We start from the raw sequence: 24,431 nt of genomic DNA, 5'->3' as shown, positions 1-24,431 counted from the left end.
GTTGCGTATAATTAGTTTCATTAATTGAGGGAGGCTCGGTAATGAATAAGCAAAATGAAATCGTGGTTGTCCTTGACTTTGGGGGCCAATACAACCAGTTAATCGCCAGAAGAATTCGGGATCTGGGCGTATACAGTGAGCTTTTGCCGTATAACACACCGGCGGAGAAAATCGCAGAATTATCACCGAAGGGAATCGTGTTCTCGGGTGGACCATCTAGCGTTTACGCAGAAAATGCACCACATGTAGATCCGGCCGTTTATGATCTGGGATTGCCAATCTTCGGAATTTGTTACGGTATGCAGCTCATGGCGCAGCAGCTTGATGGTAAAGTGGAGCGTTCTGAGAAGCGTGAGTACGGAAAAGCAGACCTTGAGTTTGCAGCAGGCGCTACACTTGCAAAAGGCATTGAAGGCGAACATACCGTATGGATGAGTCATGGTGACCACGTGGTTACTCTTCCTCCGGGCTTCAAACTGGATGCAGGCACGGAAAGTGCGCCAATCGCAGCGATGAGCGACGACGAGCGCAAATTGTATGCTGTTCAGTTCCATCCAGAAGTACGCCACTCTGTTCGCGGTAATGAAATGATCAAAAACTTCCTGTTCGAAATCTGTGGCTGCGAAGGCAACTGGACGATGGAGACATTCATCGATGACACGATCAAGGATATTCGTGAAAAAGTCGGCGACGGCAAAGTGCTGTGCGCACTCAGTGGCGGCGTGGATTCTTCCGTTGTTGCTGCGTTGCTGCACAAAGCAATTGGTGATCAACTGACTTGTATGTTTATCGACCACGGTCTACTGCGCAAAGGCGAAGCGGAAAGCGTAATGGAGACGTTCGTCGGCAAATTCGATATGAAAGTGGTTAAAATTGATGCGCAGGAGCGTTTCATGTCCAAGCTGGCTGGTGTGGATGATCCGGAACAAAAACGTAAAATCATCGGTAACGAGTTTATTTACGTATTTGATGAAGAGTCCAAGCAGTTTGATGATTTTGCATTCCTGGCGCAAGGTACACTGTACACGGATATCGTGGAAAGTGGTACAGCGACTGCACAGACGATCAAATCCCACCACAACGTAGGCGGTCTGCCTGAGGACATGAACTTCAAACTGATCGAACCACTGAACACTCTGTTCAAGGATGAGGTGCGCAAAGTGGGTACAGAGTGCGGCCTGCCGGACGAAATTGTACACCGTCAGCCTTTCCCGGGTCCAGGTCTTGCGATCCGTGTCCTTGGTGAAGTAACGGAAGAGAAGCTCAAAATCGTTCGTGATTCCGACTACATCCTGCGTGAAGAGATTATTAAAGCTGGCCTTGATCGCGAGATTTGGCAATACTTCACAGCCCTGCCTAACATGAAGAGTGTTGGGGTTATGGGTGACGCGCGTACGTATTCCTACACTGTAGGTATTCGTGCTGTAACATCCATCGACGGCATGACAGCTGACTGGGCACGTATCCCTTGGGACGTATTGGAGAAGATCTCCGTGCGGATCGTTAACGAAGTGGATAACGTAAACCGTATCGTGTATGACGTAACTTCCAAACCACCAGCAACGATTGAGTGGGAATAGGTGTGAAATATTAGTGGACTTCATTGCTTAGAAGCCCTGATATGGTTGGAACCCTTGGATTTTTAAATAAAAAGCTCATTCTTGATAAATTGTTATCAAGAATGAGCTTTTTATATTGGTTATATGAATTAATCAACCCTAGTTCCGAAGTAACTCCAGTATTCGTTGGGGGTGACTGTTTGCTTGAGCAAGTATGGCTTGAGAGGCATCGGTTAGAATACTCAGTGTAGATATCTTTATCATTTCTTTGGATATGTCAGTGTCCCTGATTCGTGACTCGGATGCTGTAAGGTTCTCAGAATAGTTGGATGTGTTGTTATAGGCGTACTCTAGTCGATTTTGATAGGCGCCTAATTTTGCACGCTCCCCTGTGACTTTATCTAAAGCCGTTTTGATATCTGTTACTGTGATATGAGGAATGACTTCATAATCATCAAAACTTGCTTCCGAAAATGCGGTGAACAATCCGGTGTAGCCTTCAAGCATGGATGTATTGGCGGAATAGCCTTCGATCTTTCCTACACCCGTAACAGAAAATGTATAATAATTGCCTACAACAGTTCCGGTAAGTTCATAGTTCTGATCCAATTGGGCAGGATCCACTACTATGGAGGTAATTAATCGATATGATCCATTTACGCGTTCTCCAATATATAATCCACCGTACTGGCTATACCAACCAAAAACTTGGTTGTTAAAGTCGTCTCCTTTAATAATTATGCCAATATTTCCATCTGGATGTGTCGTCATGAATTTTCCATTGACCGTGATGGTCATATCGTTACCTTGAATTACTTCCGAGAGAATCGTTTTGTCACCAACGCCTTCAGTGGACTGTGTCAATAATCCGTTCTGGACTGTCCAGGCACCTTGCGCAGGATGCCATTGTGAAAACCTATTTTGATCGTTAAAATTCTCCCTATAATATAGGTCCAGATGCATGTCATTAATGCTTAGCGGAATTGTGTCAGTACCTGTATGGACAGCAGCATTAGTAAGTGACCCGTTCAAAAGGTAGATTCCATTGAATTGTGTGTTGTTTGTTATATCCTCTATATTTCGGAGGTTGTGTGTAATTTCTTGATTAATTGTTTCTTTATCACTATAGGTGTATGTATCATTTTCCCTTTGAACAAGTAGTTCTCTGATTCTTTGAAGTCCGCTTGTTATGCTATTGAGAGCACCTTCCGCAGTTTGAATTAATGAAATTCCATCTTGGATATTTCTTGCTCCTTGCTCTAAAGCCCTAATCTGAGCACGCATACTTTCGCTAATAGCTAGACCGGCAGCGTCATCAGCAGCGCGACTAATGCGTAGACCGGACGAAAGTCTTTCAAAAGAAGTTTTTTTGGCGTTACTATTATTATTAATTCTATTTTTGGCGTTTAATGCTGGCAGATTATTGTTAATTCTCATATTTCTCCTCCTATCCTAATATTAGTATACACGTTTCGTGGAGAAAATTAATCTGACAAGGATGGAAACTTAAACAAGACTGACCGTGTTGATGAGCTATGAAACTTAAAATGCATTTTTTATGAAAAATTTAAAACGTCCATCGATGGTATGACAGCTGACTGGGCACGTATCCCTTGGGATGTATCGGATAAAATCTGCAATTGATACTACGAAGAAGAACACTCTGTAAGGAGGAACTATAGCGGATGAAGGAAAGAATTGAACTCAACCCTGGATGGACTCTTGAAGATGTTGCTGCACTTACGTCTAATTCTGATCTAAAGATTGTCCAATACAGCGAGCACAATATCCCGGGTGTGGACTTGATGCAGATATTGAATGAGGAGCTGTTTGCAAATAGACCCGATGTTACTTTTCGTATATATGGCTTTCATTCGCAATCTGGCGACTTGTCTGTTCTAAAATATATGAACCATGTAGAAAAGCTTGTGATTGATTGTAACAGACGCATTCATGGGATTGAGGGCTTAGGTGAATTGCTAAGGTTAGAAGAGTTTGCATTTGACGTATTTGAAGCGGAATCTCTTGATGCATTAACACTTGTACCTGCCACTTTACAGCAGCTCCGCATCGGTAAAACCAAAACAAAGAAAACCAATTTGTCCGTACTTAACCGCTTTACTGAGCTTAAAACGCTGAGTGTGAATGGTCATACAACTAACATCGAAACGATCGGTACATTGTCTTCACTCCGGTCCCTCTATGTTTCGGGAATGCCATTAAAGGAATTGGGATACTTAAAAGATTTAACGTATTTGCGCGAACTTCATCTCAGTTTTGGTGGAGCAGAGAATCTGGATAGCCTTGCTGGAATGGAATCCTTGCAAATGTTGAAGCTCCTAAGAGTGAAAGGTTTATCCGATCTTACCGTATTGCCTGATCTGAAGGGGTTGCGCTTATTAGGGATAGAAGACCAGCCACATATATCTAGTCTACCGTCTCTTGAGAATCTGACTGAATTACAGCGTGTTTCCCTGAACAATGTGAATGTGGAGAATATTGAATGGGCAAAGACTTCCAAAAGTCTGAAAGAGCTCGCTCTTCTGCAAATGAAGCATATGAATGCCGAAGAAATCGAATCCCTGATTCATCATACATCCTTGGAAAGTATGATCGTTCATTTGAAAAGTGCCAAACAGCAAAAAGTGGTGAAGCAGGCGATAATGGCAGCAGGCATGTGGGATGAGAGCGGATGGTGGTATAACGATGAATCTCTGAATATTTAATTCCTTTTTTAGGTTCGTTTCATATTGTTTTCATGTCCGGCTTGTACACTAAGTACAGAATACAGCTATATGGCAACTGAAAGGAGAATTGAATGTATGCGTAAAACCGACAATATGAGCAAATGGAAGATGGGCATTGGAAGTGCGTTTCTGATGGTGATGCTGGCAGGATGCGGCTCCGGTATGCAGGACTTGGCTCTTGGTGCGGGGGAATCTTCATTTGTAAATTTGGAGGCAGCAGATTCGTCTTCCGATCAAGCCCAGAATCAGGAATTGTCTGAGGGATCGACTAGTAATACACGTCAGGAACAACAGCAGGCACAGGACGTGCTTCAGACAGAGATTTAGAATATACCGCATAGGACCTATCATGTAAAAAATGATCTATTAACCGTGGTAGCCTGCTCTCTATACCTAATCTTTTTGAATATCCAAATACATGGCCTCATCACATAAACATCTTCTCGGTAACCCATGAAGCTACCGCAATCAAAGTGTGCGATCCACCTTTGATTGCGGTAGCTTTTTTTATTTTTTGCAGAAGAGGGAAACACCCTTTGCCAGGATCGACATATACTCGAAAAGCTCACCGGAAACCTCAGTTTAATTTGGGTTGTAAACCGCTGAACTGGTTCATTTTGCTAAATAATACGAACGATTTATATGATGAGTGATAATAACATTCGTTTTTCTCATTGACAAACTAGAGGTAACCCTCCTAAAATAGTGATTGGAAACACACAAATAGCGCATATTACTTCGTATAATCCCGGGGATTGGCCTGGGAGTTTCTACGAGATCACCCTAATGATCTGGCTACGAAGAGGAGAAGGCTGAGCACATGAATTCTACATGATTGCGTCGGGCAGGACATCACGCACATTAGAATTTTTTTTGTTCTCCGTAATTGGCACCGTGCCACTCCTCATCAGCTATAACCCTGGGTGATGTATTCATCTTCAGGGGTATTTGTCGTTTTTCAAAAGGCTTCAACATCTCTAAGGGGGAATTGGTGAATTATGGATCGTTTCTTTAAATTAAAAGAAAACGGAACGAACGTTAGAACGGAGATTGTTGCGGGTCTTACTACCTTTATGACAATGGCGTACATTCTTTTCGTAAACACGTTGTTCTTGGGATCGGCCGGAGCTGGTATGTCGGACAATGCAGTATTTTTTGCAACAGCCGTAGGTGCTGGTTTGATGACCATCATTATGGGATTGTTCGTTAACATTCCGATCGCCCTTGCACCAGGTATGGGTTTGAATGCTTACTTCATGACCGTGGTTCTGAGTTCCAACGGTGCGATTTCCTGGCAGGCAGCTCTCGGAGCGGTATTTATCTCTGGTATCGTGTTTATTATTTTGACAGTGACCAAAATTCGTCAAATGCTGCTCGTTGCAGTTCCAGACTCATTAAAAATGGCAATCACAGTTGGTATTGGTCTCTTTATAACCATTGTAGGTTTCAAACTGGCTAATCTGGTCGCTGTAACAGTCAATGTTGCACCTGATGCGGATCTGAGCCAACCGATTCCGGGCAGCAGTTTTAATCTGTCTTTGGGCAACTTCATCACACATCATGATGCATTGCTCGCACTGATTGGACTGCTCATTATTGCTGTACTGATGGTTATGCGCGTCAAAGGTGCATTGCTAATTGGTATCATTGCTACAACGTTGATTGGTATCCCTATGGGCGTTACGAATCTCAGCGGTTTGTCCGGTGCAAGCTGGTTGCCTAACTTCAGTGATCTGGCAGTTGGACAATTGGATTTGAAGGGTGCAATTAGCCTTGGATTGTTTGAAATCATCTTCATCTTCACCTTTGTGGAGCTGTTTGACACATTCGGAACAATGGTGGGTACAGCAACACGAATGGGGATTATGAAGGATAAGAAAAAAGGCGAGAAAACAATTGGTAAAGCAATGCTCGTCGATGCAGTGGGTGTAAGTGCAGGGGCTGCACTGGGTACAAGTACAATTACCGCATTCGTTGAAAGTGCCTCTGGCGTCGAAGCTGGTGGACGTACAGGTCTGACCTCTGTAACCACAGGTATCCTGTTCATCCTGGCTTTGTTTATTGCTCCACTGGCATTGGTTGTTCCGTCCGCTGCAACAGCTCCGGCATTGATCATCGTGGGTGTCTTGATGATGAATCAGGTTCGCAGCATTGAGTGGGATGACTTCCTGCAAGCTTTCCCGGCATTCCTTACAATCGTATTGATGCCTTTCACTGGAGGAATTGCAAACGGGATTTCCGCAGGGATTGTATCCTATGTAATCCTGGCCGTATTCAGCAACCTGGTTACGGAGCGCAAAGTGAAGATCCACTGGCTTATGTGGATATTGGCTATCATTGTTATATGCCGGTATGTATTTATCGGTGGAGAATAAAAGTTTGACTGAATGAATTGGGTCAGAGACTTATAATGTATTTCTTATTTATACAAATGAAAGAAGCGGAAGCCTTGTACTTTAACGGGGCTTTCGCTTTTTTTTGTTTCTTATATATGTAGCGTTAGCTCTAAAAGAAGGGACAGGAGACTCTTTGAAATGTTCTACGTAGGGGATATTCTTGATCTATGGGAGATCGAAATTGACTTTCTTCTATATATAAAGGGGGAACATACATGAGTTATGATTTGATGGTTTTTGATCCAGCCAAAGCTCCAGTTGATAAAACGTCGTTTATGAGATGGTATGGTGAGCAGACAAAATGGTCAGAGGACCATTCCTATTCAGACATTAAGGTGAGCTCAGAGCAGCTTCAACGTTTTTACGAAGAACTCATTCTTATATTTCCTTCCATGAATGTAGACGACGATGTGTTTGAAGCGATGGAAGAAGCCGGAACAGATAATCGATTAACAGAATACTCGCTAGGAAAAGAAGTGATTTATGCTGCATTCGCGTGGTCTGTTGCGGAGGACGCCTATATAATGATGCGTGAGTTGGCAAGGAAGCATAACGTTGGTTTCTTTGATGTAAGCGGCTCGGATGGTGAGATCATCAGACCCTGATGTGTATACTTAAATAGCAAACTTGGGAAACAGCACTATGAGGTTTACATAGTAGCTGAATATAACCCGATTGAAAGACATTCTACTATATAATAGAAACTAGTGTAATGTGAGAGAGTTGCTATTCTCAGAGATTAGAAAGATAGTTGGTGCTGCCGGATGAAGTATCGTGTAGAGTATAATAGGAGTAGGGGGGAGGAAGAGAACCGCTCACGGAAAAGTTGAAAATAAAGCTTGCATTCGAAATCTGTACATGGTATATTCTAATTCCGGCCAAGAAAACACGAGAAACACGGTGCGGCAAGCGAAACACCAAGCTTCGAAAGAAACTTAAAAAAGAGCTTGCAAAGTTGGTTCGGATGTGATAAGATATAAAAGTTGCTGAGGTGAACAACACACGGCAATGAAACAAGTTTGATCTTTGAAAACTGAACAACGAGTGAGTAACGATCTTGCTTGCAAGATCGACGCTGAGAAATCGGTACAAGCCTTCGGGCTGTATGCTTTCAAAGCAAAATAAATGAGATTTTTAATCTCGTCAGTTTCAAAATGAGCTTATCGCTCTTTTCAATACTTTATTGGAGAGTTTGATCCTGGCTCAGGACGAACGCTGGCGGCATGCCTAATACATGCAAGTCGAGCGGACTTGATGAGAAGCTTGCTTCTCAGATAGTTAGCGGCGGACGGGTGAGTAACACGTAGGCAACCTGCCCTCAAGCTTGGGACAACTACCGGAAACGGTAGCTAATACCGAATAGTTGTTTTCTTCTCCTGAAGAGAACTGGAAAGACGGAGCAATCTGTCACTTGGGGATGGGCCTGCGGCGCATTAGCTAGTTGGTGGGGTAACGGCTCACCAAGGCGACGATGCGTAGCCGACCTGAGAGGGTGATCGGCCACACTGGGACTGAGACACGGCCCAGACTCCTACGGGAGGCAGCAGTAGGGAATCTTCCGCAATGGGCGAAAGCCTGACGGAGCAATGCCGCGTGAGTGATGAAGGTTTTCGGATCGTAAAGCTCTGTTGCCAGGGAAGAACGCTTGGGAGAGTAACTGCTCTCAAGGTGACGGTACCTGAGAAGAAAGCCCCGGCTAACTACGTGCCAGCAGCCGCGGTAATACGTAGGGGGCAAGCGTTGTCCGGAATTATTGGGCGTAAAGCGCGCGCAGGCGGTCATTTAAGTCTGGTGTTTAATCCCGGGGCTCAACCCCGGATCGCACTGGAAACTGGGTGACTTGAGTGCAGAAGAGGAGAGTGGAATTCCACGTGTAGCGGTGAAATGCGTAGATATGTGGAGGAACACCAGTGGCGAAGGCGACTCTCTGGGCTGTAACTGACGCTGAGGCGCGAAAGCGTGGGGAGCAAACAGGATTAGATACCCTGGTAGTCCACGCCGTAAACGATGAGTGCTAGGTGTTAGGGGTTTCGATACCCTTGGTGCCGAAGTTAACACATTAAGCACTCCGCCTGGGGAGTACGGTCGCAAGACTGAAACTCAAAGGAATTGACGGGGACCCGCACAAGCAGTGGAGTATGTGGTTTAATTCGAAGCAACGCGAAGAACCTTACCAGGTCTTGACATCCCTCTGACCGATACAGAGATGTATCTTTCCTTCGGGACAGAGGAGACAGGTGGTGCATGGTTGTCGTCAGCTCGTGTCGTGAGATGTTGGGTTAAGTCCCGCAACGAGCGCAACCCTTGATCTTAGTTGCCAGCATTTCGGATGGGCACTCTAAGGTGACTGCCGGTGACAAACCGGAGGAAGGTGGGGATGACGTCAAATCATCATGCCCCTTATGACCTGGGCTACACACGTACTACAATGGCCGGTACAACGGGCTGTGAAGCCGCGAGGTGGAACGAATCCTAAAAAGCCGGTCTCAGTTCGGATTGCAGGCTGCAACTCGCCTGCATGAAGTCGGAATTGCTAGTAATCGCGGATCAGCATGCCGCGGTGAATACGTTCCCGGGTCTTGTACACACCGCCCGTCACACCACGAGAGTTTATAACACCCGAAGTCGGTGGGGTAACCGCAAGGAGCCAGCCGCCGAAGGTGGGATAGATGATTGGGGTGAAGTCGTAACAAGGTAGCCGTATCGGAAGGTGCGGCTGGATCACCTCCTTTCTATGGAGAATCGTTTCCTGTAACGGAAACATTCAAATACGCAGCTTAGCTGCAAAAATTACTCACTCGTTGCTCAGTTTTGAGAGCTCAAACTCTCAAACAGCTTGCTTTTGCATGGAGCTTGTTCTTTGAAAACTAGATATCGAAACGAAATTTTGCGATTTAGAACATTCCTTTAAGCTGATCTTGTGTAAACAAGTGAAGTGTTTATAAGGTAGACTGCTATTGCGATGGTATCGAATGGGAAGCGACTTTTGGCTTTGGACGTAGTCCAAAACAAGCGGAGCGCGCCATCGAAACCGGAGCAACTGGTTAAGCTACTAAGAGCACACGGAGGATGCCTAGGCGCTAGGAGCCGATGAAGGACGTGGCGAACAACGAAACTGCCTCGGGGAGCTGTAAGCAAGCTTTGATCCGGGGGTGTCCGAATGGGGAAACCCAGCTGGGGTAATTTCCAGTTACTCACAACTGAATACATAGGTTGTGTAGAGGCATACCAGGGGAACTGAAACATCTAAGTACCCTGAGGAAGAGAAAACAATAGTGATTCCGTCAGTAGCGGCGAGCGAACGCGGAGAAGCCCAAACCAGAGAGCTTGCTCTTTGGGGTTGTGGGACATCTCACATGGAGTTACAAAGGAGCCGGTTAAACGAAGAGGTCTGGAAAGGCCCGCCAAAGAAGGTAAAAGCCCTGTAGTTGAAAGTCTGCTCTCTCCGAGATGTATCCCGAGTAGTGCGGGGCACGTGAAACCCCGTATGAATCCGGCAGGACCATCTGCCAAGGCTAAATACTTCCTAGCGACCGATAGTGAAGCAGTACCGTGAGGGAAAGGTGAAAAGCACCCCGGAAGGGGAGTGAAATAGAACCTGAAACCGTGTGCTTACAAAAAGTCAGAGCCCGTTTTAGGGGTGATGGCGTGCCTTTTGTAGAATGAACCGGCGAGTTACGTTCCCGTGCAAGGTTAAGGTGAAGAGCCGGAGCCGCAGCGAAAGCGAGTCTGAATAGGGCGATGTAGTACGTGGACGTAGACCCGAAACCGGGTGATCTACCCCTGTCCAGGGTGAAGGTGCGGTAACACGCACTGGAGGCCCGAACCCACGCACGTTGAAAAGTGCGGGGATGAGGTGGGGGTAGCGGAGAAATTCCAATCGAACTCGGAGATAGCTGGTTCTCCCCGAAATAGCTTTAGGGCTAGCCTCGGAAAACAGAGTCGTGGAGGTAGAGCACTGATTGGGTGCGGGGCCCGCAAGGGTTACCAAGCTCAGTCAAACTCCGAATGCCATAGACTTACTTCCGGGAGTCAGACAGTGAGTGCTAAGATCCATTGTCAAAAGGGAAACAGCCCAGACCATCAGCTAAGGTCCCCAAGTGTGTGTTAAGTGGGAAAGGATGTGGAGTTGCACAGACAACCAGGATGTTGGCTTAGAAGCAGCCACCATTGAAAGAGTGCGTAATAGCTCACTGGTCGAGTGACTCTGCGCCGAAAATGTAACGGGGCTAAACACACCACCGAAGCTATGGCTTGATGCTTGCATCAGGGGTAGGGGAGCGTTGTATAAGGGTTGAAGGTGTACCGTAAGGAGCGCTGGACATTATACAAGTGAGAATGCCGGTATGAGTAACGAAAAGATCAGTGAGAATCTGATCCGCCGAAAGCCTAAGGGTTCCTGAGGAAGGCTCGTCCGCTCAGGGTAAGTCGGGACCTAAGGCGAGGCCGAAAGGCGTAGTCGAAGGACAACAGGTCGAAATTCCTGTACCACCGTAAGCCGTTATGAGCAATGGGGGGACGCAGCAGGGTAGTGACGCGGACTGATGGATGTCCGTCTAAGCAGTGAGGCTGATGTGTAGGCAAATCCGCACATCGTAAGGCTGGACTGTGATGGGGAGCGAAAATTATAGTAGCGAAGGTCATGATCTCACACTGCCAAGAAAAGCCTCTAGCCAGGTGATGGTGCCCGTACCGCAAACCGACACAGGTAGGCGAGAAGAGAATTCTAAGGCGCGCGGAAGAACTCTCGTTAAGGAACTCGGCAAAATGACCCCGTAACTTCGGGAGAAGGGGTGCCCCGGTAGTGTGAATAGCACGAGGGGGCCGCAGTGAAAAGGCCCAAGCGACTGTTTAGCAAAAACACAGGTCTGTGCGAAGCCGTAAGGCGAAGTATACGGGCTGACGCCTGCCCGGTGCTGGAAGGTTAAGGGGAGCGGTTAGGAGCAATCCGAAGCTGTGAACCGAAGCCCCAGTAAACGGCGGCCGTAACTATAACGGTCCTAAGGTAGCGAAATTCCTTGTCAGGTAAATTCTGACCCGCACGAATGGCGTAACGACTTGGGCGCTGTCTCAACGAGAGATCCGGTGAAATTTTAATACCTGTGAAGATGCAGGTTACCCGCGACAAGACGGAAAGACCCCATGGAGCTTTACTGCAGCTTGATATTGAATTTGGGTACGATCTGTACAGGATAGGTGGGAGCCTTTGAAGCGTGAGCGCCAGCTTGCGTGGAGGCACCGTTGGGATACCACCCTGATCGTATCTAGGTTCTAACCTGGTACCGTAATCCGGTGCGGGGACAGTGTCAGGTGGGCAGTTTGACTGGGGCGGTCGCCTCCTAAAGAGTAACGGAGGCGCCCAAAGGTTCCCTCAGAATGGTTGGAAATCATTCGAAGAGTGCAAAGGCATAAGGGAGCTTGACTGCGAGACCTACAAGTCGAGCAGGGACGAAAGTCGGGCTTAGTGATCCGGTGGTACCGCATGGAAGGGCCATCGCTCAACGGATAAAAGCTACCCTGGGGATAACAGGCTTATCTCCCCCAAGAGTCCACATCGACGGGGAGGTTTGGCACCTCGATGTCGGCTCATCGCATCCTGGGGCTGAAGTAGGTCCCAAGGGTTGGGCTGTTCGCCCATTAAAGCGGTACGCGAGCTGGGTTCAGAACGTCGTGAGACAGTTCGGTCCCTATCTGTCGTGGGCGTAGGAAATTTGAGAGGAGCTGTCCTTAGTACGAGAGGACCGGGATGGACGTACCGCTGGTGTACCAGTTGTTCCGCCAGGAGCACCGCTGGGTAGCTATGTACGGAAGGGATAAGCGCTGAAAGCATCTAAGCGTGAAGCCCCCCTCAAGATGAGATTTCCCAGTATGTAAGACCCCTTGAAGACGACGAGGTAGATAGGCTGGGGGTGGAAGTGCAGCAATGCATGGAGCTGACCAGTACTAATCGGTCGAGGGCTTATCCAAGATATGCAGGTTGTAAGTTGCAAATTTCGTTTCGGATCTAGTTTTCAGAGAATGATCTCTGAAATGTAAGCTAAGCTATGCGTTTGGTGGCGATGGCGGAGGGGTTCCACACGTACCCATCCCGAACACGACCGTTAAGCCCTCTAGCGCCGATGGTACTTGGACCGCAGGGTCCTGGGAGAGTAGGACGCCGCCAAACAAAGAACCACTGCCGATGTTATTCGGTGGTGGTTTTTATTTGTTTAATATGAAGTATCTAATATAAACCTTAACAGCCCGGAGGAATTCCTGGGCTGTTTTTTATTTCAATTTATGTGATGTACTAAATCTTTTTAGGTTATTGATTTCTTTATAGTCAGTTTAATTTAAGCAGGTTCTGTCTGTCTATTTATTCAAGTGGTTGCATGCATCCCCTAGGTTTAGAAGCGAGTTCTCCAATGCATGCTGGGTTTCTGAATCAATGATGACTCCTTGTTTATTCATCTTCAATGTAATATGAGGAATGGTTAGAGAGGCCTCATGTAAGACTTGGGCATTAATCATGTTTAACGTCATTAATAGTGAGGCATGGGCTTTGTCACCGCCCATGGGACTTGGAGAAGCAGCGATGGCAACGGTAGGTTTATTAAGCCATTCTCCAGAAGATACAATCCAATCTAATGCGTTTTTTAAGACCCCAGGAACTCCATTTCCATACTCCGGCGTGCAGATCAGAACTCCATCCGAATGCTTCAGTTGGGCTCTCAAATTCTGCACGGATACTAGACCCTCCTCGACATCGAGGTCAGGGTTAAAATGCGGTAGATCATTTAACCCAGTATATACTTCAAACTTAAGGTTAGGAGGAGCCAGCTTAATCATGGCGTGCATTAGTAACGTATTGGAGGACTGATTGCGCAGACTTCCGGAAATCGCAAGGATATTTAATTCTTTTTTCATGGGTATACATCATCTCTATTCTTTAGTAATGTAGGACAGTATTTTTATTTTCCTCCTGACGGAATGGACTGTCTATAGAAAACGCATTTAATTAAGGTATTCTTCATGTTACTCAGATGACATCCACAATTCTTCATCAAAAATGCATGCGATAGCTTTCATAACTCTGAGTAATAGGGTGAAGAAATCACTTAAAACAAACAACTGAGGAATGAATTATAATAAATATTTTTTAAAATTAGTACCAAGTACTAATACTTAGTGCTATAATGATATAAAAAACAAACGAGGTGACTACCGGTATGAATCAATCAATGTCAACCATTACCGCAATGGGTACGTATGTACCGGATCGAATATTAAGCAATGCTGATTTGGAGAAGCTGGTCGACACGAGTGATGAATGGATTGTACAGCGTACAGGGATGAGAGAACGGCGCATCGCAGCTGAGGATCAATTTGTATCTGACCTGGCCACCAGGGCTGTAGAAGATATGATGCGTCGTTATAATGTTAGCGTAGAAGATGTGGATATGATTTTGGTTGCTACCAGCACACCTGAATATTCGTTTCCCAGCACAGCATCCCGAGTACAGGCGAATCTCAAGATTCCACATACAGGAGTGCTTGATTTGAATGCGGCATGTGCGGGATTTACGTATGGATTGCAGCTGGCGGACAGTCTGGTAACCAGTGGCATGTATCATAAAGTGTTGGTTATTGGAGCTGAGACATTGTCCAAGATTACCGATTATACAGACCGTACGACATGTGTATTGTTCGGGGACGGGGCAGGAGCCTTTTTGGTAGAAAGAGCTGCTGGAAAAGGTGACTTTATGGCAGCCATCTCAGGTACGAGTGGAGAAGGCGGTATTCATCTCTATAAGACGGGTCTATCTTCGGAGATGAATGGCGTACCTTTGCAGGGTGAGGGATGTCTTGTCCAGAATGGCAGGGAAATCTATAAGTGGGCAGTGCGCACGATTCCAGAACAATTGGGTGGACTTATAGCCAAAGCAGAGATGAAACCGGAGCAGATCGATTGGTTTGTACCCCATAGTGCGAATCTAAGAATGATTGAAGCGGTGTGTGAACGCGGCCCTATTCCGCTGGAACGTACTTTAACAAGTGTGGAGTACCGAGGAAATACCTCCGCGGCTTCCATCCCTCTGGCTCTACAGCTTGCAGTAGACGCAGGGAAATTAAAGAATGGGCATCAAATAGCCCTGTTTGGTTTTGGAGGCGGCCTGACCTACGCAGGTCTTGTGCTTAGATGGAGCGTACCGGATACCAATTAAAATCATGGATATAACTCTTGTCATAATTGAATTGAGATAGCACACAAAAAAAGTACACCCTTTTTCATGAAGTCATGAAAAGAGTGTACTTTTTTTGAGAAGCAGAATAATTAAGATAAGTTGTATAACTCAATAGCATTAGCTTTGTTTCTGATACGTCTCAATCCCTATGAAGCAGACAATTAACATAAATGTTTGCGCTATTTTAATGGTAATTTAATTAACCTTATTAACGATTTATGGCGTTAGCTTAGGTGCTTTGCGGTGATGAGTCCCTTGCTCATAGCTGTAAGCCAGCTTGATCAGGGTTCCTTCATCAAAGGCGCGGCCCAGGAATTCCATCCCTACTGGCAGACCTTCAGTTGTAAATCCAGCAGGTACGGTAATTGCCGGGAATCCGGAGAATGGACTCAATCGGTTGTTACCACCGGAGTTTTGTCCTTCGCCAATAACACCAGCGGCTTGTGTGGACGTAGGATAGATAATGGCATCCAGGTTATTGTCCGCCATAACTTTCAGCAAGGACTCACGTGTGATTTGGGTACGTTTCAGGACGATGTCCTTATATTCGGCAGTCTCCAACGTTTCCCGTGCATCACGAGTCTTCATCGACTGTTCTTGTGACTTGTCAAACTGTCCGGAAGCAATAATCTCGGCCAAGCTGTGGTAAGGGGCTTTGTCACCAAGAGACTCCAGATAGTCATTAAGTTGGAATTTGAACTCGTATCCACTCAAGCTTGGATATTTATTGATCTCCGCCAGGTTTGGAATGCTGATCGGGACTGCTGTAGCTCCGAGCGTTTTGAGTTCTTCTACAGCGTTGTTAATTACATCAGCGACGGCTTTTTCCTCAGTTTTGGTGCTTGGAATGAGTTCGGTGGCCACACCGATCCGTGCACCTTTCAGACCGTTTACATCCAGGAAGTCTGTATAGCTGGAAGGGATTTTGCCTACAGCATAAGCTGTAGCGACATCGTTTTTGTCATAGCCGGCTGTAGCATCCAGCATGATTGCGGCATCACTCACGGTACGAGCCATAGGGCCGCCGACATCCTGTGTCAATGCAAGAGGGATGATCCCTTCACGGCTGGACAATCCAATCGTTGGACGAATACCGACAAGGCTGTTGAAGCTGGAAGGGATACGGATTGATCCGCCGGTGTCAGTCCCCATGCCTGCGGCTGCGAAGTTTGAGGCAATGGCGGCACCTGTACCACCACTCGATCCGCCTGGATAGTGGTCCAGCGCATAAGGATTCAGTGTTTGTCCACCCAGCGAGCTGGACGTGGTAATACCGAATGCGAATTCATGCAGATTGGTTTTGCCCAAAATAATGGCCCCTGCTGCTTTGAGCTTCTTCACTTGTTCAGCATCGTGAGCAGGTACAGAATCTTTCAAACAGATACAGCCTGCGGTTGTAGGCATATCGTTGGTATCGAAGTTGTCTTTAACTAAAACCGGAATACCATGTAAAGGTCCGCGAGGCCCCTGAGCTGCACGTTCCTGGTCCAACGTTTCAGCGATTTTGAGAGCATCCGGGTTCAAGGTCAGAACTGCATTAATGCTCACACCCTGATCATCGTATTTTTCAATGCGATCCAGGTACTTCTGCACAAGTTCTTTGGATGTCAGCTTTCCTTGCGTCATGGCAGCCTGGAGATCCGTAATGGTGGCTTCCTCCAGAACAAATGGTTTTATGTAGTTATAAATGCGGTCTTTCAATATAGCAACATCATTTTGGGTAAGTACTGCATTGGGAAGGAAGAGGGCGTCGGTATATCCTTTCATCAACCCTGCGGTGTTCAGCGCACCAACGGCACCGGCAAAGCTTGCCTGATCCGGGACATCCTTGAACGATTCTGGAGTGGACTCCAGCTTCAGCCAGGATTGCAAAGCTAAAGCAGCATCTTTACGCTGTACTGTTGTGCCGGAAAGCTTGTCCATGGAAAAAGGAACACCTGCAAGTGTAGCCGCTTCTTCCATAGCTTGAACAAATGCTGCTGCAGTGACAGGAGCCTTACCAGCAGTTACGGCTGCAACCGTAGTTTTGCTCGAAGGCGCTGCTGTTGCAGCTGAGGCTGAGGGAACCGTTCCTCCCCATGTTGTGGCAACAACTGCTCCGGCCAGTAACAAGGCCCCACTTTTTTTCAATACAGATCCATGATAAGTCATGCATCCACGCTCCCTTCCTGTGTATCAATGATGTGTGTTAGCGAATCTGATATAGTTGCTTTTGTCACATTCTAAATAGATGTAAGGTATTCTTACAATACTCATATATATTCAAAAAAACGTATACATACTATATTATCGCTATTGGACCTACCATTTTCTCTTAATTCCATTCACAGAAGAAAATTGTCGAAGAATATTGTGTTAATTAAACTGACATGAAAGTCGTGGGATAGGCACCATGAGGAAAATCGTTCTTTATGAAGCCAAAGCAAACCGATACCATGAAATGATATAATGGAAAGATAGAAGCAGAAGAATTCTTTTAATCAAACAATAGAAGCAGTGAGGGTCATAGGTTTCATCAAAGAAAGGAAGATATGGAGTGAAAACATTAGTACTCGCAGAAAAACCATCTGTGGCACGCGAAATAGCCAGAGTGATGGGGGCGCGTGATAAACATAAAAGTTATATGGAAGGCCCGAAATATATCGTGACCTGGGCGCTTGGGCATCTTGTTGGGTTGGCTGAGCCAGAGGACTATGACAAAAAGTATGCAACCTGGAATCTGGAGGATCTGCCGATTCTGCCCGATCGGACCAAGCTGAAGGTACTCAAAGAGACAAACCATCAATACAAAGCGGTACAGCAGCTGATGAAACGTCAGGATGTTGGTGAACTAGTCATTGCAACGGATGCAGCGCGTGAGGGAGAATTACTGGCTCGTTGGATTATGCAAATGGCCCAGTGGAAAAAGCCGTTCAAGCGGCTGTGGATATCATCCCAGACGGACAAGGCAATCAAGGATGGATTTGCATCACTGAAGCCAGGCAGCCAGTTTGATCGTCTTTATGAATCGGCACGTTGCCGGGCAGAAGCAGATTGGATGATCGGTCTTAACGTGACGCGTGCATTGACGGTTCGATTTAATGCACAATTGTCAGCTGGACGGGTACAGACCCCCACACTTGGCATGATTATGGACAGGGAAAATGAGATCAACGGTTTCCGTTCGCAGGAGTATGAGACGTTAACGGCCGATCTGGGAGGTTTTCAGGCGGTATGGCGAGCTGCAGGTGGGGATTCACGCATCTTCGATTCGCAAGAGACACAAGAACTGAAGAAACGTATAGAGGGTCGTAAGGGTACAATTGCCCAAGTGAAAAAAAGCGAAAAGGTTGAGCCGCATCCGCTGGCTTATGACCTGACGGAATTACAACGGGATGCCAACCGGAAATACGGTTTTTCTGCCAAGCAAACATCGAATGTGCTTCAGCGCCTTTATGAACAGCACAAGCTGGTAACCTACCCACGTACAGACAGCCGTTACCTGACATCGGATATGACGGGAACGCTGAAAGAACGACTGGATAGTGTTGCGATTGGCCCCTATGCGTCTTTGGCTCGTCCGTTGTTGCGTAAAAATCTGAATATCACCAAACGTATCGTGGATGACAGCAAGGTAACCGATCACCACGCGATCATTCCAACAGAACAGACGGTTCTCCTCAATCAGCTGAATCCAGAGGAACGTAAGTTATACGATCTGATCGTACGCCGTTTTATCAGCTTGTTCTATCCGGCTGCGAAGTACGACTCTGTTGCGATCACTGTTCAGGTGGGCCACGATTCCTTTTATGTGAAAGGCACAACGGTGAAAGAAAGCGGCTGGCGTGAAGTGTACGGCGGAGATTATAGCAATGAGGATGATGATCGTGCTGACGATTCTTCGGAACATGAGCGTGCACTTTTGCCAGACGTGCAGCAAGGTCAGTCCGTGACGGTTCAACGTTGTCATATCAAAAGCGGACGGACGATGCCGCCCAAACGGTATACCGAGGCAGCTTTGCTTTCCCAGATGGAGAAGTATGGATTGGGTACTCCGGCTACACGCGCAGATATTATCGAGAAGCTGGTAAGTTCCGACACCATCGATCGTCAAGGGAACAGCATGCATCCAACGGGAAAAGGAAAGCAGTTAATTGAACTGGCTGCTCCTCAGCTGCGTACACCGGATTTAACAGCCCGCTGGGAAGCTGAACTGGAGCGTATTGCTCGTGGACAAGGGAAGCCAGAGCCTTTCCTGGAGAGCATTCGTTCAATGGCGAAAGAGCTTGTATCTACCGTAAAAGGAAGCAAAGCGGAGTATAAGCCGCATAATGTATCGAATAGTCACTGCCCGGATTGTAATGCACGCTTGCTTGAGAAGAAGGGTAAACGTGGCAAGTTCCTCGTATGTCCAACAGAGGATTGCGGATATCGTCGTTCGGCTGAAAAACGATTATCCAACCGTCGCTGTGCACAGTGTCACAAAAAGATGGAAATTAAAGAGGGTAAGGCAGGTTTGTACGTGCAATGTCTGCCTTGCGGCATAACGGAAACATTGGATAAAGACAAACAGCATGTGAACAAACGTGATCAGCAAAAGTTGGTCAAACAATATGCGAAACAGGAGTCGATCGGCTCCAATCTGGGAGAACTGTTGAAGGCAGCCATGGAGAAAAAGGGAGAGTAAGACTGTCGTATAAGATTCTCCTTTTTCAGGCAACGTAAGCCTAGGAGGTGATACGCAGATGCCACATAACAAACCAGAAAAGATTCATAATCAGCAGAACAAAGACAGCATTCAGGAAGAGAGTATCTCTGTACGTCCCGACAAAGCAGCAAAAAGAGCACCAAACCTGAATGGTATTCCTAAACAGGAGTCATAGGTTCGGTATTCGGGATTCATAGCTTCTAAATATCTTTGCGGTTCCCTTCTCGCGTTGATCATGTTCCTCTAGAGGACTATAATGGAGGTACAGGGAGATGTCCCGGGATAGGGGGACCGCTAAAAGTATATGCAAACCGGATTAATACTGTGGTTCTTGTTTATCAATGTTGTAGGTTACCTGGTCATGTCGGATGACAAGAAACGTGCGCAGCGCCGTCGAGACCGTACACCCGAACGAACGCTGTTTCTGCTGGCCTTTATTGGTGGTGCATTGGGAGTATGGATTGCAATGTATCGTAAACGTCACAAGACCAAACATCCCAGTTTTACGATTGGCATTCCGTTGTTGTTATTCCTAAATGCGGTAATCTATGGGTATTTCCTGCAATAAGGTAAGGATTGAATGGTTGGGATCTGCTGTACTCCAGGTGAGTGGCTAGAATGATTATGTAAAATGTTTCTTATAAATGGTTCATTTTGACCTGGGGACGTTTAAGGAGTTACATGGTTCTTGTATTTTATGTCAGACCGAAGCTGGCTTCGAATGTTCTACATATAAAGGAAGGGACGGGATTTACATGTTATTCTCCAAAATATTAGTAGCATATGATGGTTCGAAAGCTTCAAATAAAGCACTTGATCGTGCAATTGAGTTAGCCAAAGTTTCTCCGGGTGCTGTTTTGGATGTTATCCATGCCTTTGACTTTCCGCGTGTATTCATCGGGGAAGGATTGGCACCTTTGCCACCTTCATTGAATAATGACTACTATAATCTGGCTGTGCAAACGACGGATGAAGCGAAAGAGCGGATTCAGGCTGCTGGCGTTACAGCGAACGTGGATCTGATTCAAGGTGCTGCTGCCGAGGTCCTTCTCGATTACGCCAAAGAGAACGGATCGGATATTATTATTATTGGTAGCCGTGGCCTTGGTGGAATCCGGGAATTTGTTTTGGGCAGCGTCAGTCACAATGTAGTGCAGCATGCTCAGGTTCCGGTACTTATCGTGAAATAATTATAGAATGTGTGTGTACACATGAAAGAGAAAAGCCGGCTGTCTTCGATAGGTTGAAGAGGGGTCGGCTTTCTTTTTTGGAATAAAAGGGATGCAGCATCTCCGAATGATCGGTTATTTCCGAACATTACATTTGTCAATATGTTAAATGTTCGTCTTTAAGTTGACATTAGCTGTAGGGGATTGTTAGAATGTTAGATGTGTCGATCAGTTATAATTAAGGTCGAGTAGGTTCGAAAGATGTGGAATCTTCAATATTATTGAAATAATTTGTTGAAATAGATATTTGCTCGTATAACGCCGGGAATAGGGCCCGGAAGTATCTACCCGGGAACCGTAAATTTCCGGACTACGAGGAGATACGGCTGAGAGACGCATGAAATCAGATGCGGACAGCAAGCCTGCCTTTGGCATGCCCAAATGCGGGATACGTATTTCTTGGAGTCCGGTGTCCGGAGAAAATGTGATGTTTTCGCGGGTAGCGGATTTTTTCATTTCACAATTAAACGAGAAACAACAGAACAACAGCGTTAAACCAAAACGCTCAGACGGGAGTTGGATGTATTCATGTCAGTACAGGTAGCTGTAATTATGGGCAGTAAGTCGGATTGGGAAACGATGAAGTATGCTTGTGAGGTGCTGGACGAGCTGGAGATTGGTTATGAAAAAAAGGTCGTATCTGCGCATCGCACACCAGATTTGATGTTTGAATATGCGGAGCAAGCGATTGGCCGTGGATTCAAGGTTATCATTGCAGGTGCGGGCGGGGCAGCACATCTTCCCGGTATGGTCGCTTCCAAAACGATGCTTCCGGTCATTGGAGTTCCCGTGCAATCCAAGGCGCTAAATGGTCTCGATTCTTTACTGTCCATTGTCCAGATGCCTGGTGGCATTCCCGTCGCAACGGTAGCGATTGGCAAGGCTGGTGCAACGAATGCGGGATTGCTTGCGGCTCAGATCATCGGTGCTTTTGACCAGGATGTCCAACGTCGCAGCGAAGCCCGCAGAGAGCGAATCAAACAAGAAGTGCTCGAAAGCAGTGACGAAATATGACGAATACCAAAATTCAACCCGGATCAGCAGGCCAAGCAGAACGTGTCTTGCTCCCAGGAAAAACAACCATCGGTGTTCTCGGAGGCGGGCAGCTTGGACGGATGCTGACACTTGCCGGAACAGCGATGGGTTATCGGTTCGTTACACTTGATCCAACAGCAGATGCTCCTTGTGGACAAATTGCCGATCAGATTGAAGCGGGATATGACGATGAAAAAGCTGCACTCGAACTGGCTCGGCAGTGTGATGTAATCACCTATGAGTTCGAGAATGTAGATGCAGATGTTGCTTCTCTCCTAGAACGGGAATCCTATGTACCGCAAGGAAGTGCGTTATTATACACAACCCAGCATCGTTTGCGTGAAAAACGAGCCATTGAGGCGGCCGGTGTACGTGTTGCCCCTTACCGGGAAATTACAAGCTCGGACACAATGAAGGCAGCAGTGAGTGAACTGGGTGTTCCGTGTGTACTGAAGACGGTGACCGGCGGATACGACGGCAAGGGTCAACGGGTTATTCGCGAAACCAATCAGGCGGTAGCTGCTTATGAAGAACTCGCAGCTACCGGTGCGGAACTAGTGTTGGAGCAATTTATCAAGTTTGACTGCGAGATTTCAGTCGTTGTTGCACGCAGCACGAATGGAGAAATTAAGACGTTCCCACCTGCGGAGAACATTCATGTGAACAACATATTGCATGCTTCGATTGTACCCGCAAGAGTGGCGACTGAAATACAGATTGAGGCACAAAAGTTGGCGGCGGCAGTGGCTCAGTCCATACAAGCTGTTGGATTGCTCGCAGTGGAGTTGTTTGTTGCGGCAGATGGAAGACTGTATGTGAATGAGCTGGCCCCTAGGCCGCATAATTCCGGCCACTATACGATGGAGGCCTGTGCTACATCACAATTTGAACAGCATATTCGTGCGATTTGCGGATTGCCGCTTGGAGATACTTCATTATTGAGCCCGGTTGTTATGGTCAATGTGCTTGGAGAACATCTGGAAGGTATTATTGCCAGAACGGGTCAGCCTGACGCAGAAGCGTTGGAACTCGGTGTGATTCCTAAGCTTCATATATATGGTAAAACCGAAGCGAAGACAGGACGGAAAATGGGGCATATCAATCTGCTCTGTCAGGATGTCGAAGAAGGATTACAATGGATTGAACAAACTAATCTTTGGAGGAATACAAATTTATGATCGAACGTTATAGCAGACCCGAAATGAGAGCAATCTGGACGGAAGAGAACAAATTCAAGTCATGGCTGGAAGTTGAAATTTGTGCATGTGAAGCTTGGGCAGAGCTTGGCGTCATTCCTAAGGAAGAAGCAGCATTGCTTCGTCAGAACGCTTCTTTTGACATCGACCGCATTTACGAGATTGAACAGGAAACACGTCATGACGTTATTGCTTTCACACGTACGGTATCTGAAAGTCTGGGTGCTGAGCGGAAATGGGTGCACTACGGACTGACTTCCACGGATGTCGTTGATACGGCTCTGGGATATGTACTGCGTCAAGCGAATGAGATTCTGGAAAAGGATATCGTGAATTTCATTGAAATTCTTCGGGAAAAAGCACTGACGTATCAGCACACACCAATGATGGGACGTACGCACGGGGTACATGCAGAGCCAACAACATTTGGACTGAAAATGGCGCTATGGCATGAAGAAATGAAACGGAATCTGGAGCGTTTCCGCCACGCGGCAGACAACGTACAATACGGTAAAATCTCTGGAGCAGTTGGCACATACGCAAACATCGATCCATTTGTTGAAGAGTTTGTCTGCGAGAAGCTGGGCACGAAGCCTGCACCAATCTCGACCCAAACGCTGCAACGTGACCGTCATGCAGAATACATGGCTACATTGGCATTGATCGCAACATCTCTGGACAAGTTCGCTACAGAAGTACGTGCGCTGCAAAAGAGTGAGTTCCGTGAAGTGGAAGAAGCATTCGCGAAAGGTCAAAAAGGATCTTCGGCAATGCCGCACAAACGTAACCCCATCGGCAGTGAAAATATCTCCGGTCTGTCCCGCGTCATTCGCGGACATATGGTATCGGCATACGAGAATGTAACGCTCTGGCATGAACGCGACATCTCGCACTCTTCTGTAGAACGTATCATTTTGCCGGATGCAACGATGCTGCTGAATTACATGCTGAACCGTTTTGGTAACATCGTGAAGAACTTGACGGTATTCCCTGAAAATATGAAACGCAATATGGAGCGCACCTTCGGCGTTCCATTCTCCGGTCGCGTCATGACGAAGCTGATCGACAAAGGTTTCAGCCGCGAGCAGGCATACGATACCGTTCAACCACGTGCGATGCAAGCATGGGAAGAACAACGCCAGTTCCAGGATATCGTGAAATCTACACCGGAAATCACGGAAGTGCTGAGCGAAGAGGAAATCGCAGATGCATTCAACCCATCATGGCACCTGAAGCACGTAGACACCATCTTCAAAAAGCTTGGTTTGAACGACTAATATAATACTCTCATAAGGCTAGAGAACAGAATGATGGGTCAGCAGGGAACGCAGAGGACAGAAATAAGCTGAAGAAGCGA

16 protein-coding genes, 3 rRNA genes and 2 riboswitches are annotated in these 24,431 nt (G+C 46.7%); of the genes, 16 read left to right on the top strand and 3 right to left on the bottom strand.

The window, feature by feature from the left end:
* Positions 1-41 precede the first annotated feature (41 nt).
* Complete coding sequence (gene guaA / locus HW560_RS01730; RefSeq protein ID WP_179261736.1) at positions 42-1,580, top strand: glutamine-hydrolyzing GMP synthase; 1,539 nt, start codon at positions 42-44, stop codon at positions 1,578-1,580.
* Positions 1,581-1,718: 138 nt separating this feature from the next.
* Here the strand turns inward: guaA and HW560_RS34180 are convergent, their stop codons facing one another.
* The gene (locus tag HW560_RS34180; protein ID WP_090904335.1) at positions 1,719-2,996 is read right to left on the bottom strand and encodes a flagellin N-terminal helical domain-containing protein; all 1,278 of its coding nucleotides are present in this window, start codon (positions 2,994-2,996) and stop codon (positions 1,719-1,721) included.
* A 248-nt stretch (positions 2,997-3,244) separates the two neighbouring features.
* On the opposite strand from HW560_RS34180, the gene HW560_RS01715 reads away from it, so the two are divergent.
* From HW560_RS01715 to rrf, 7 genes are all read left to right on the top strand, one after another.
* Positions 3,245-4,285 carry a leucine-rich repeat domain-containing protein gene (locus tag HW560_RS01715; RefSeq protein WP_179261733.1) on the top strand — a complete coding sequence of 347 codons (1,041 nt, stop codon included), beginning with the start codon at positions 3,245-3,247 and terminating at the stop codon, positions 4,283-4,285.
* A 96-nt stretch (positions 4,286-4,381) separates the two neighbouring features.
* Positions 4,382-4,633 (top strand): hypothetical protein, encoded by a 252-nt coding sequence (locus HW560_RS01710; protein ID WP_090904337.1) that lies wholly within the window; start codon positions 4,382-4,384, stop codon positions 4,631-4,633.
* Between the two features lie 391 nt (positions 4,634-5,024).
* Positions 5,025-5,124, top strand: a riboswitch (purine riboswitch).
* A 180-nt stretch (positions 5,125-5,304) separates the two neighbouring features.
* Positions 5,305-6,681, top strand: coding sequence for an NCS2 family permease (locus HW560_RS01705; protein WP_090904338.1), 1,377 nt, complete (start codon positions 5,305-5,307; stop codon positions 6,679-6,681).
* A gap of 236 nt (positions 6,682-6,917) precedes the next feature.
* Positions 6,918-7,307: a hypothetical protein gene (locus HW560_RS01700; protein WP_090904339.1), complete on the top strand. Its 390-nt coding sequence runs from the start codon at positions 6,918-6,920 to the stop codon at positions 7,305-7,307.
* A gap of 575 nt (positions 7,308-7,882) precedes the next feature.
* Positions 7,883-9,434, top strand: a 16S ribosomal RNA gene (locus tag HW560_RS01695).
* Positions 9,435-9,744: 310 nt separating this feature from the next.
* A 23S ribosomal RNA gene (locus tag HW560_RS01690) occupies positions 9,745-12,669 on the top strand.
* 82 nt (positions 12,670-12,751) lie between these two features.
* Positions 12,752-12,868: ribosomal RNA gene (rrf, locus tag HW560_RS01685) — 5S ribosomal RNA — on the top strand.
* Together the 16S, 23S and 5S rRNA genes form the textbook arrangement of a ribosomal RNA operon.
* A 185-nt stretch (positions 12,869-13,053) precedes the next feature.
* Here rrf and HW560_RS01680 read toward each other — a convergent pair.
* Positions 13,054-13,608 carry an NADPH-dependent FMN reductase gene (locus HW560_RS01680; RefSeq protein WP_179261731.1) on the bottom strand — a complete coding sequence of 185 codons (555 nt, stop codon included), beginning with the start codon at positions 13,606-13,608 and terminating at the stop codon, positions 13,054-13,056.
* Between the two features lie 302 nt (positions 13,609-13,910).
* On the opposite strand from HW560_RS01680, the gene HW560_RS01675 reads away from it, so the two are divergent.
* A complete protein-coding gene (locus tag HW560_RS01675; RefSeq protein WP_090904920.1) occupies positions 13,911-14,906 on the top strand; it encodes a ketoacyl-ACP synthase III in 996 nt (331 codons plus the stop codon).
* Positions 14,907-15,143: 237 nt separating this feature from the next.
* Here HW560_RS01675 and HW560_RS01670 read toward each other — a convergent pair whose 3' ends face one another.
* The gene (locus tag HW560_RS01670) at positions 15,144-17,078 is read right to left on the bottom strand and encodes an amidase family protein (protein WP_179261729.1); all 1,935 of its coding nucleotides are present in this window, start codon (positions 17,076-17,078) and stop codon (positions 15,144-15,146) included.
* Positions 17,079-17,463: 385 nt separating this feature from the next.
* On the opposite strand from HW560_RS01670, the gene HW560_RS01665 reads away from it, so the two are divergent.
* The 7 genes from HW560_RS01665 to purB all read left to right on the top strand — a co-directional run bounded on the left by HW560_RS01665 (position 17,464) and on the right by purB (position 24,351).
* On the top strand, positions 17,464-19,593 hold the full coding sequence (locus HW560_RS01665) for a DNA topoisomerase III (RefSeq protein WP_111621070.1): 2,130 nt from the start codon (positions 17,464-17,466) through the stop codon (positions 19,591-19,593).
* Between the two features lie 58 nt (positions 19,594-19,651).
* Entirely contained in the window at positions 19,652-19,789 is a 138-nt protein-coding gene (locus tag HW560_RS01660; RefSeq protein WP_175480788.1) for a hypothetical protein, read from the top strand.
* 129 nt (positions 19,790-19,918) lie between these two features.
* On the top strand, positions 19,919-20,182 hold the full coding sequence (locus tag HW560_RS01655) for a DUF1294 domain-containing protein (RefSeq protein ID WP_063568208.1): 264 nt from the start codon (positions 19,919-19,921) through the stop codon (positions 20,180-20,182).
* A gap of 187 nt (positions 20,183-20,369) precedes the next feature.
* Positions 20,370-20,804: a universal stress protein gene (locus tag HW560_RS01650; protein WP_024633549.1), complete on the top strand. Its 435-nt coding sequence runs from the start codon at positions 20,370-20,372 to the stop codon at positions 20,802-20,804.
* Positions 20,805-21,074: 270 nt separating this feature from the next.
* Positions 21,075-21,176, top strand: a riboswitch (purine riboswitch).
* A 195-nt stretch (positions 21,177-21,371) separates the two neighbouring features.
* Positions 21,372-21,857: a 5-(carboxyamino)imidazole ribonucleotide mutase gene (purE, locus tag HW560_RS01645; RefSeq protein WP_090904914.1), complete on the top strand. Its 486-nt coding sequence runs from the start codon at positions 21,372-21,374 to the stop codon at positions 21,855-21,857.
* Entirely contained in the window at positions 21,854-23,056 is a 1,203-nt protein-coding gene (gene purK, locus HW560_RS01640) for a 5-(carboxyamino)imidazole ribonucleotide synthase (RefSeq protein ID WP_179261726.1), read from the top strand. Before purE ends, purK begins: the two co-directional genes overlap by 4 nt.
* Positions 23,053-24,351 carry an adenylosuccinate lyase gene (gene purB / locus HW560_RS01635; protein ID WP_179261724.1) on the top strand — a complete coding sequence of 433 codons (1,299 nt, stop codon included), beginning with the start codon at positions 23,053-23,055 and terminating at the stop codon, positions 24,349-24,351. Before purK ends, purB begins: the two co-directional genes overlap by 4 nt.
* Positions 24,352-24,431: the final 80 nt, after the last annotated feature.

It is taken from the genome of Paenibacillus sp. E222 (assembly GCF_013401555.1).
GTDB lineage: Bacteria > Bacillota > Bacilli > Paenibacillales > Paenibacillaceae > Paenibacillus.
The sequence above is the reverse complement of the archived record's forward strand: the minus strand, read 5'-3'. Positions and strand labels throughout refer to the sequence as shown.

Bases quoted from the DNA above. Each gene is read 5' to 3' on its own strand.
- HW560_RS01705 (WP_090904338.1), top strand. From the start codon at position 5,305: ATGGATCGTTTCTTTAAATTAAAAGAAAACGGAACGAACGTTAGAACG.
- HW560_RS01650 (WP_024633549.1), top strand. From the start codon at position 20,370: ATGTTATTCTCCAAAATATTAGTAGCATATGATGGTTCGAAAGCTTCA.
- purK (WP_179261726.1), top strand. From the start codon at position 21,854: ATGACGAATACCAAAATTCAACCCGGATCAGCAGGCCAAGCAGAACGT.
- HW560_RS01710 (WP_090904337.1), top strand. From the start codon at position 4,382: ATGCGTAAAACCGACAATATGAGCAAATGGAAGATGGGCATTGGAAGT.
- HW560_RS01680 (WP_179261731.1), bottom strand. From the start codon at position 13,608: ATGAAAAAAGAATTAAATATCCTTGCGATTTCCGGAAGTCTGCGCAAT.
- HW560_RS01670 (WP_179261729.1), bottom strand. From the start codon at position 17,078: ATGACTTATCATGGATCTGTATTGAAAAAAAGTGGGGCCTTGTTACTG.
- HW560_RS01715 (WP_179261733.1), top strand. From the start codon at position 3,245: ATGAAGGAAAGAATTGAACTCAACCCTGGATGGACTCTTGAAGATGTT.
- HW560_RS01660 (WP_175480788.1), top strand. From the start codon at position 19,652: ATGCCACATAACAAACCAGAAAAGATTCATAATCAGCAGAACAAAGAC.
- HW560_RS01675 (WP_090904920.1), top strand. From the start codon at position 13,911: ATGAATCAATCAATGTCAACCATTACCGCAATGGGTACGTATGTACCG.
- HW560_RS01700 (WP_090904339.1), top strand. From the start codon at position 6,918: ATGAGTTATGATTTGATGGTTTTTGATCCAGCCAAAGCTCCAGTTGAT.
- guaA (WP_179261736.1), top strand. From the start codon at position 42: ATGAATAAGCAAAATGAAATCGTGGTTGTCCTTGACTTTGGGGGCCAA.
- purB (WP_179261724.1), top strand. From the start codon at position 23,053: ATGATCGAACGTTATAGCAGACCCGAAATGAGAGCAATCTGGACGGAA.
- HW560_RS34180 (WP_090904335.1), bottom strand. From the start codon at position 2,996: ATGAGAATTAACAATAATCTGCCAGCATTAAACGCCAAAAATAGAATT.
- HW560_RS01655 (WP_063568208.1), top strand. From the start codon at position 19,919: ATGCAAACCGGATTAATACTGTGGTTCTTGTTTATCAATGTTGTAGGT.
- purE (WP_090904914.1), top strand. From the start codon at position 21,372: ATGTCAGTACAGGTAGCTGTAATTATGGGCAGTAAGTCGGATTGGGAA.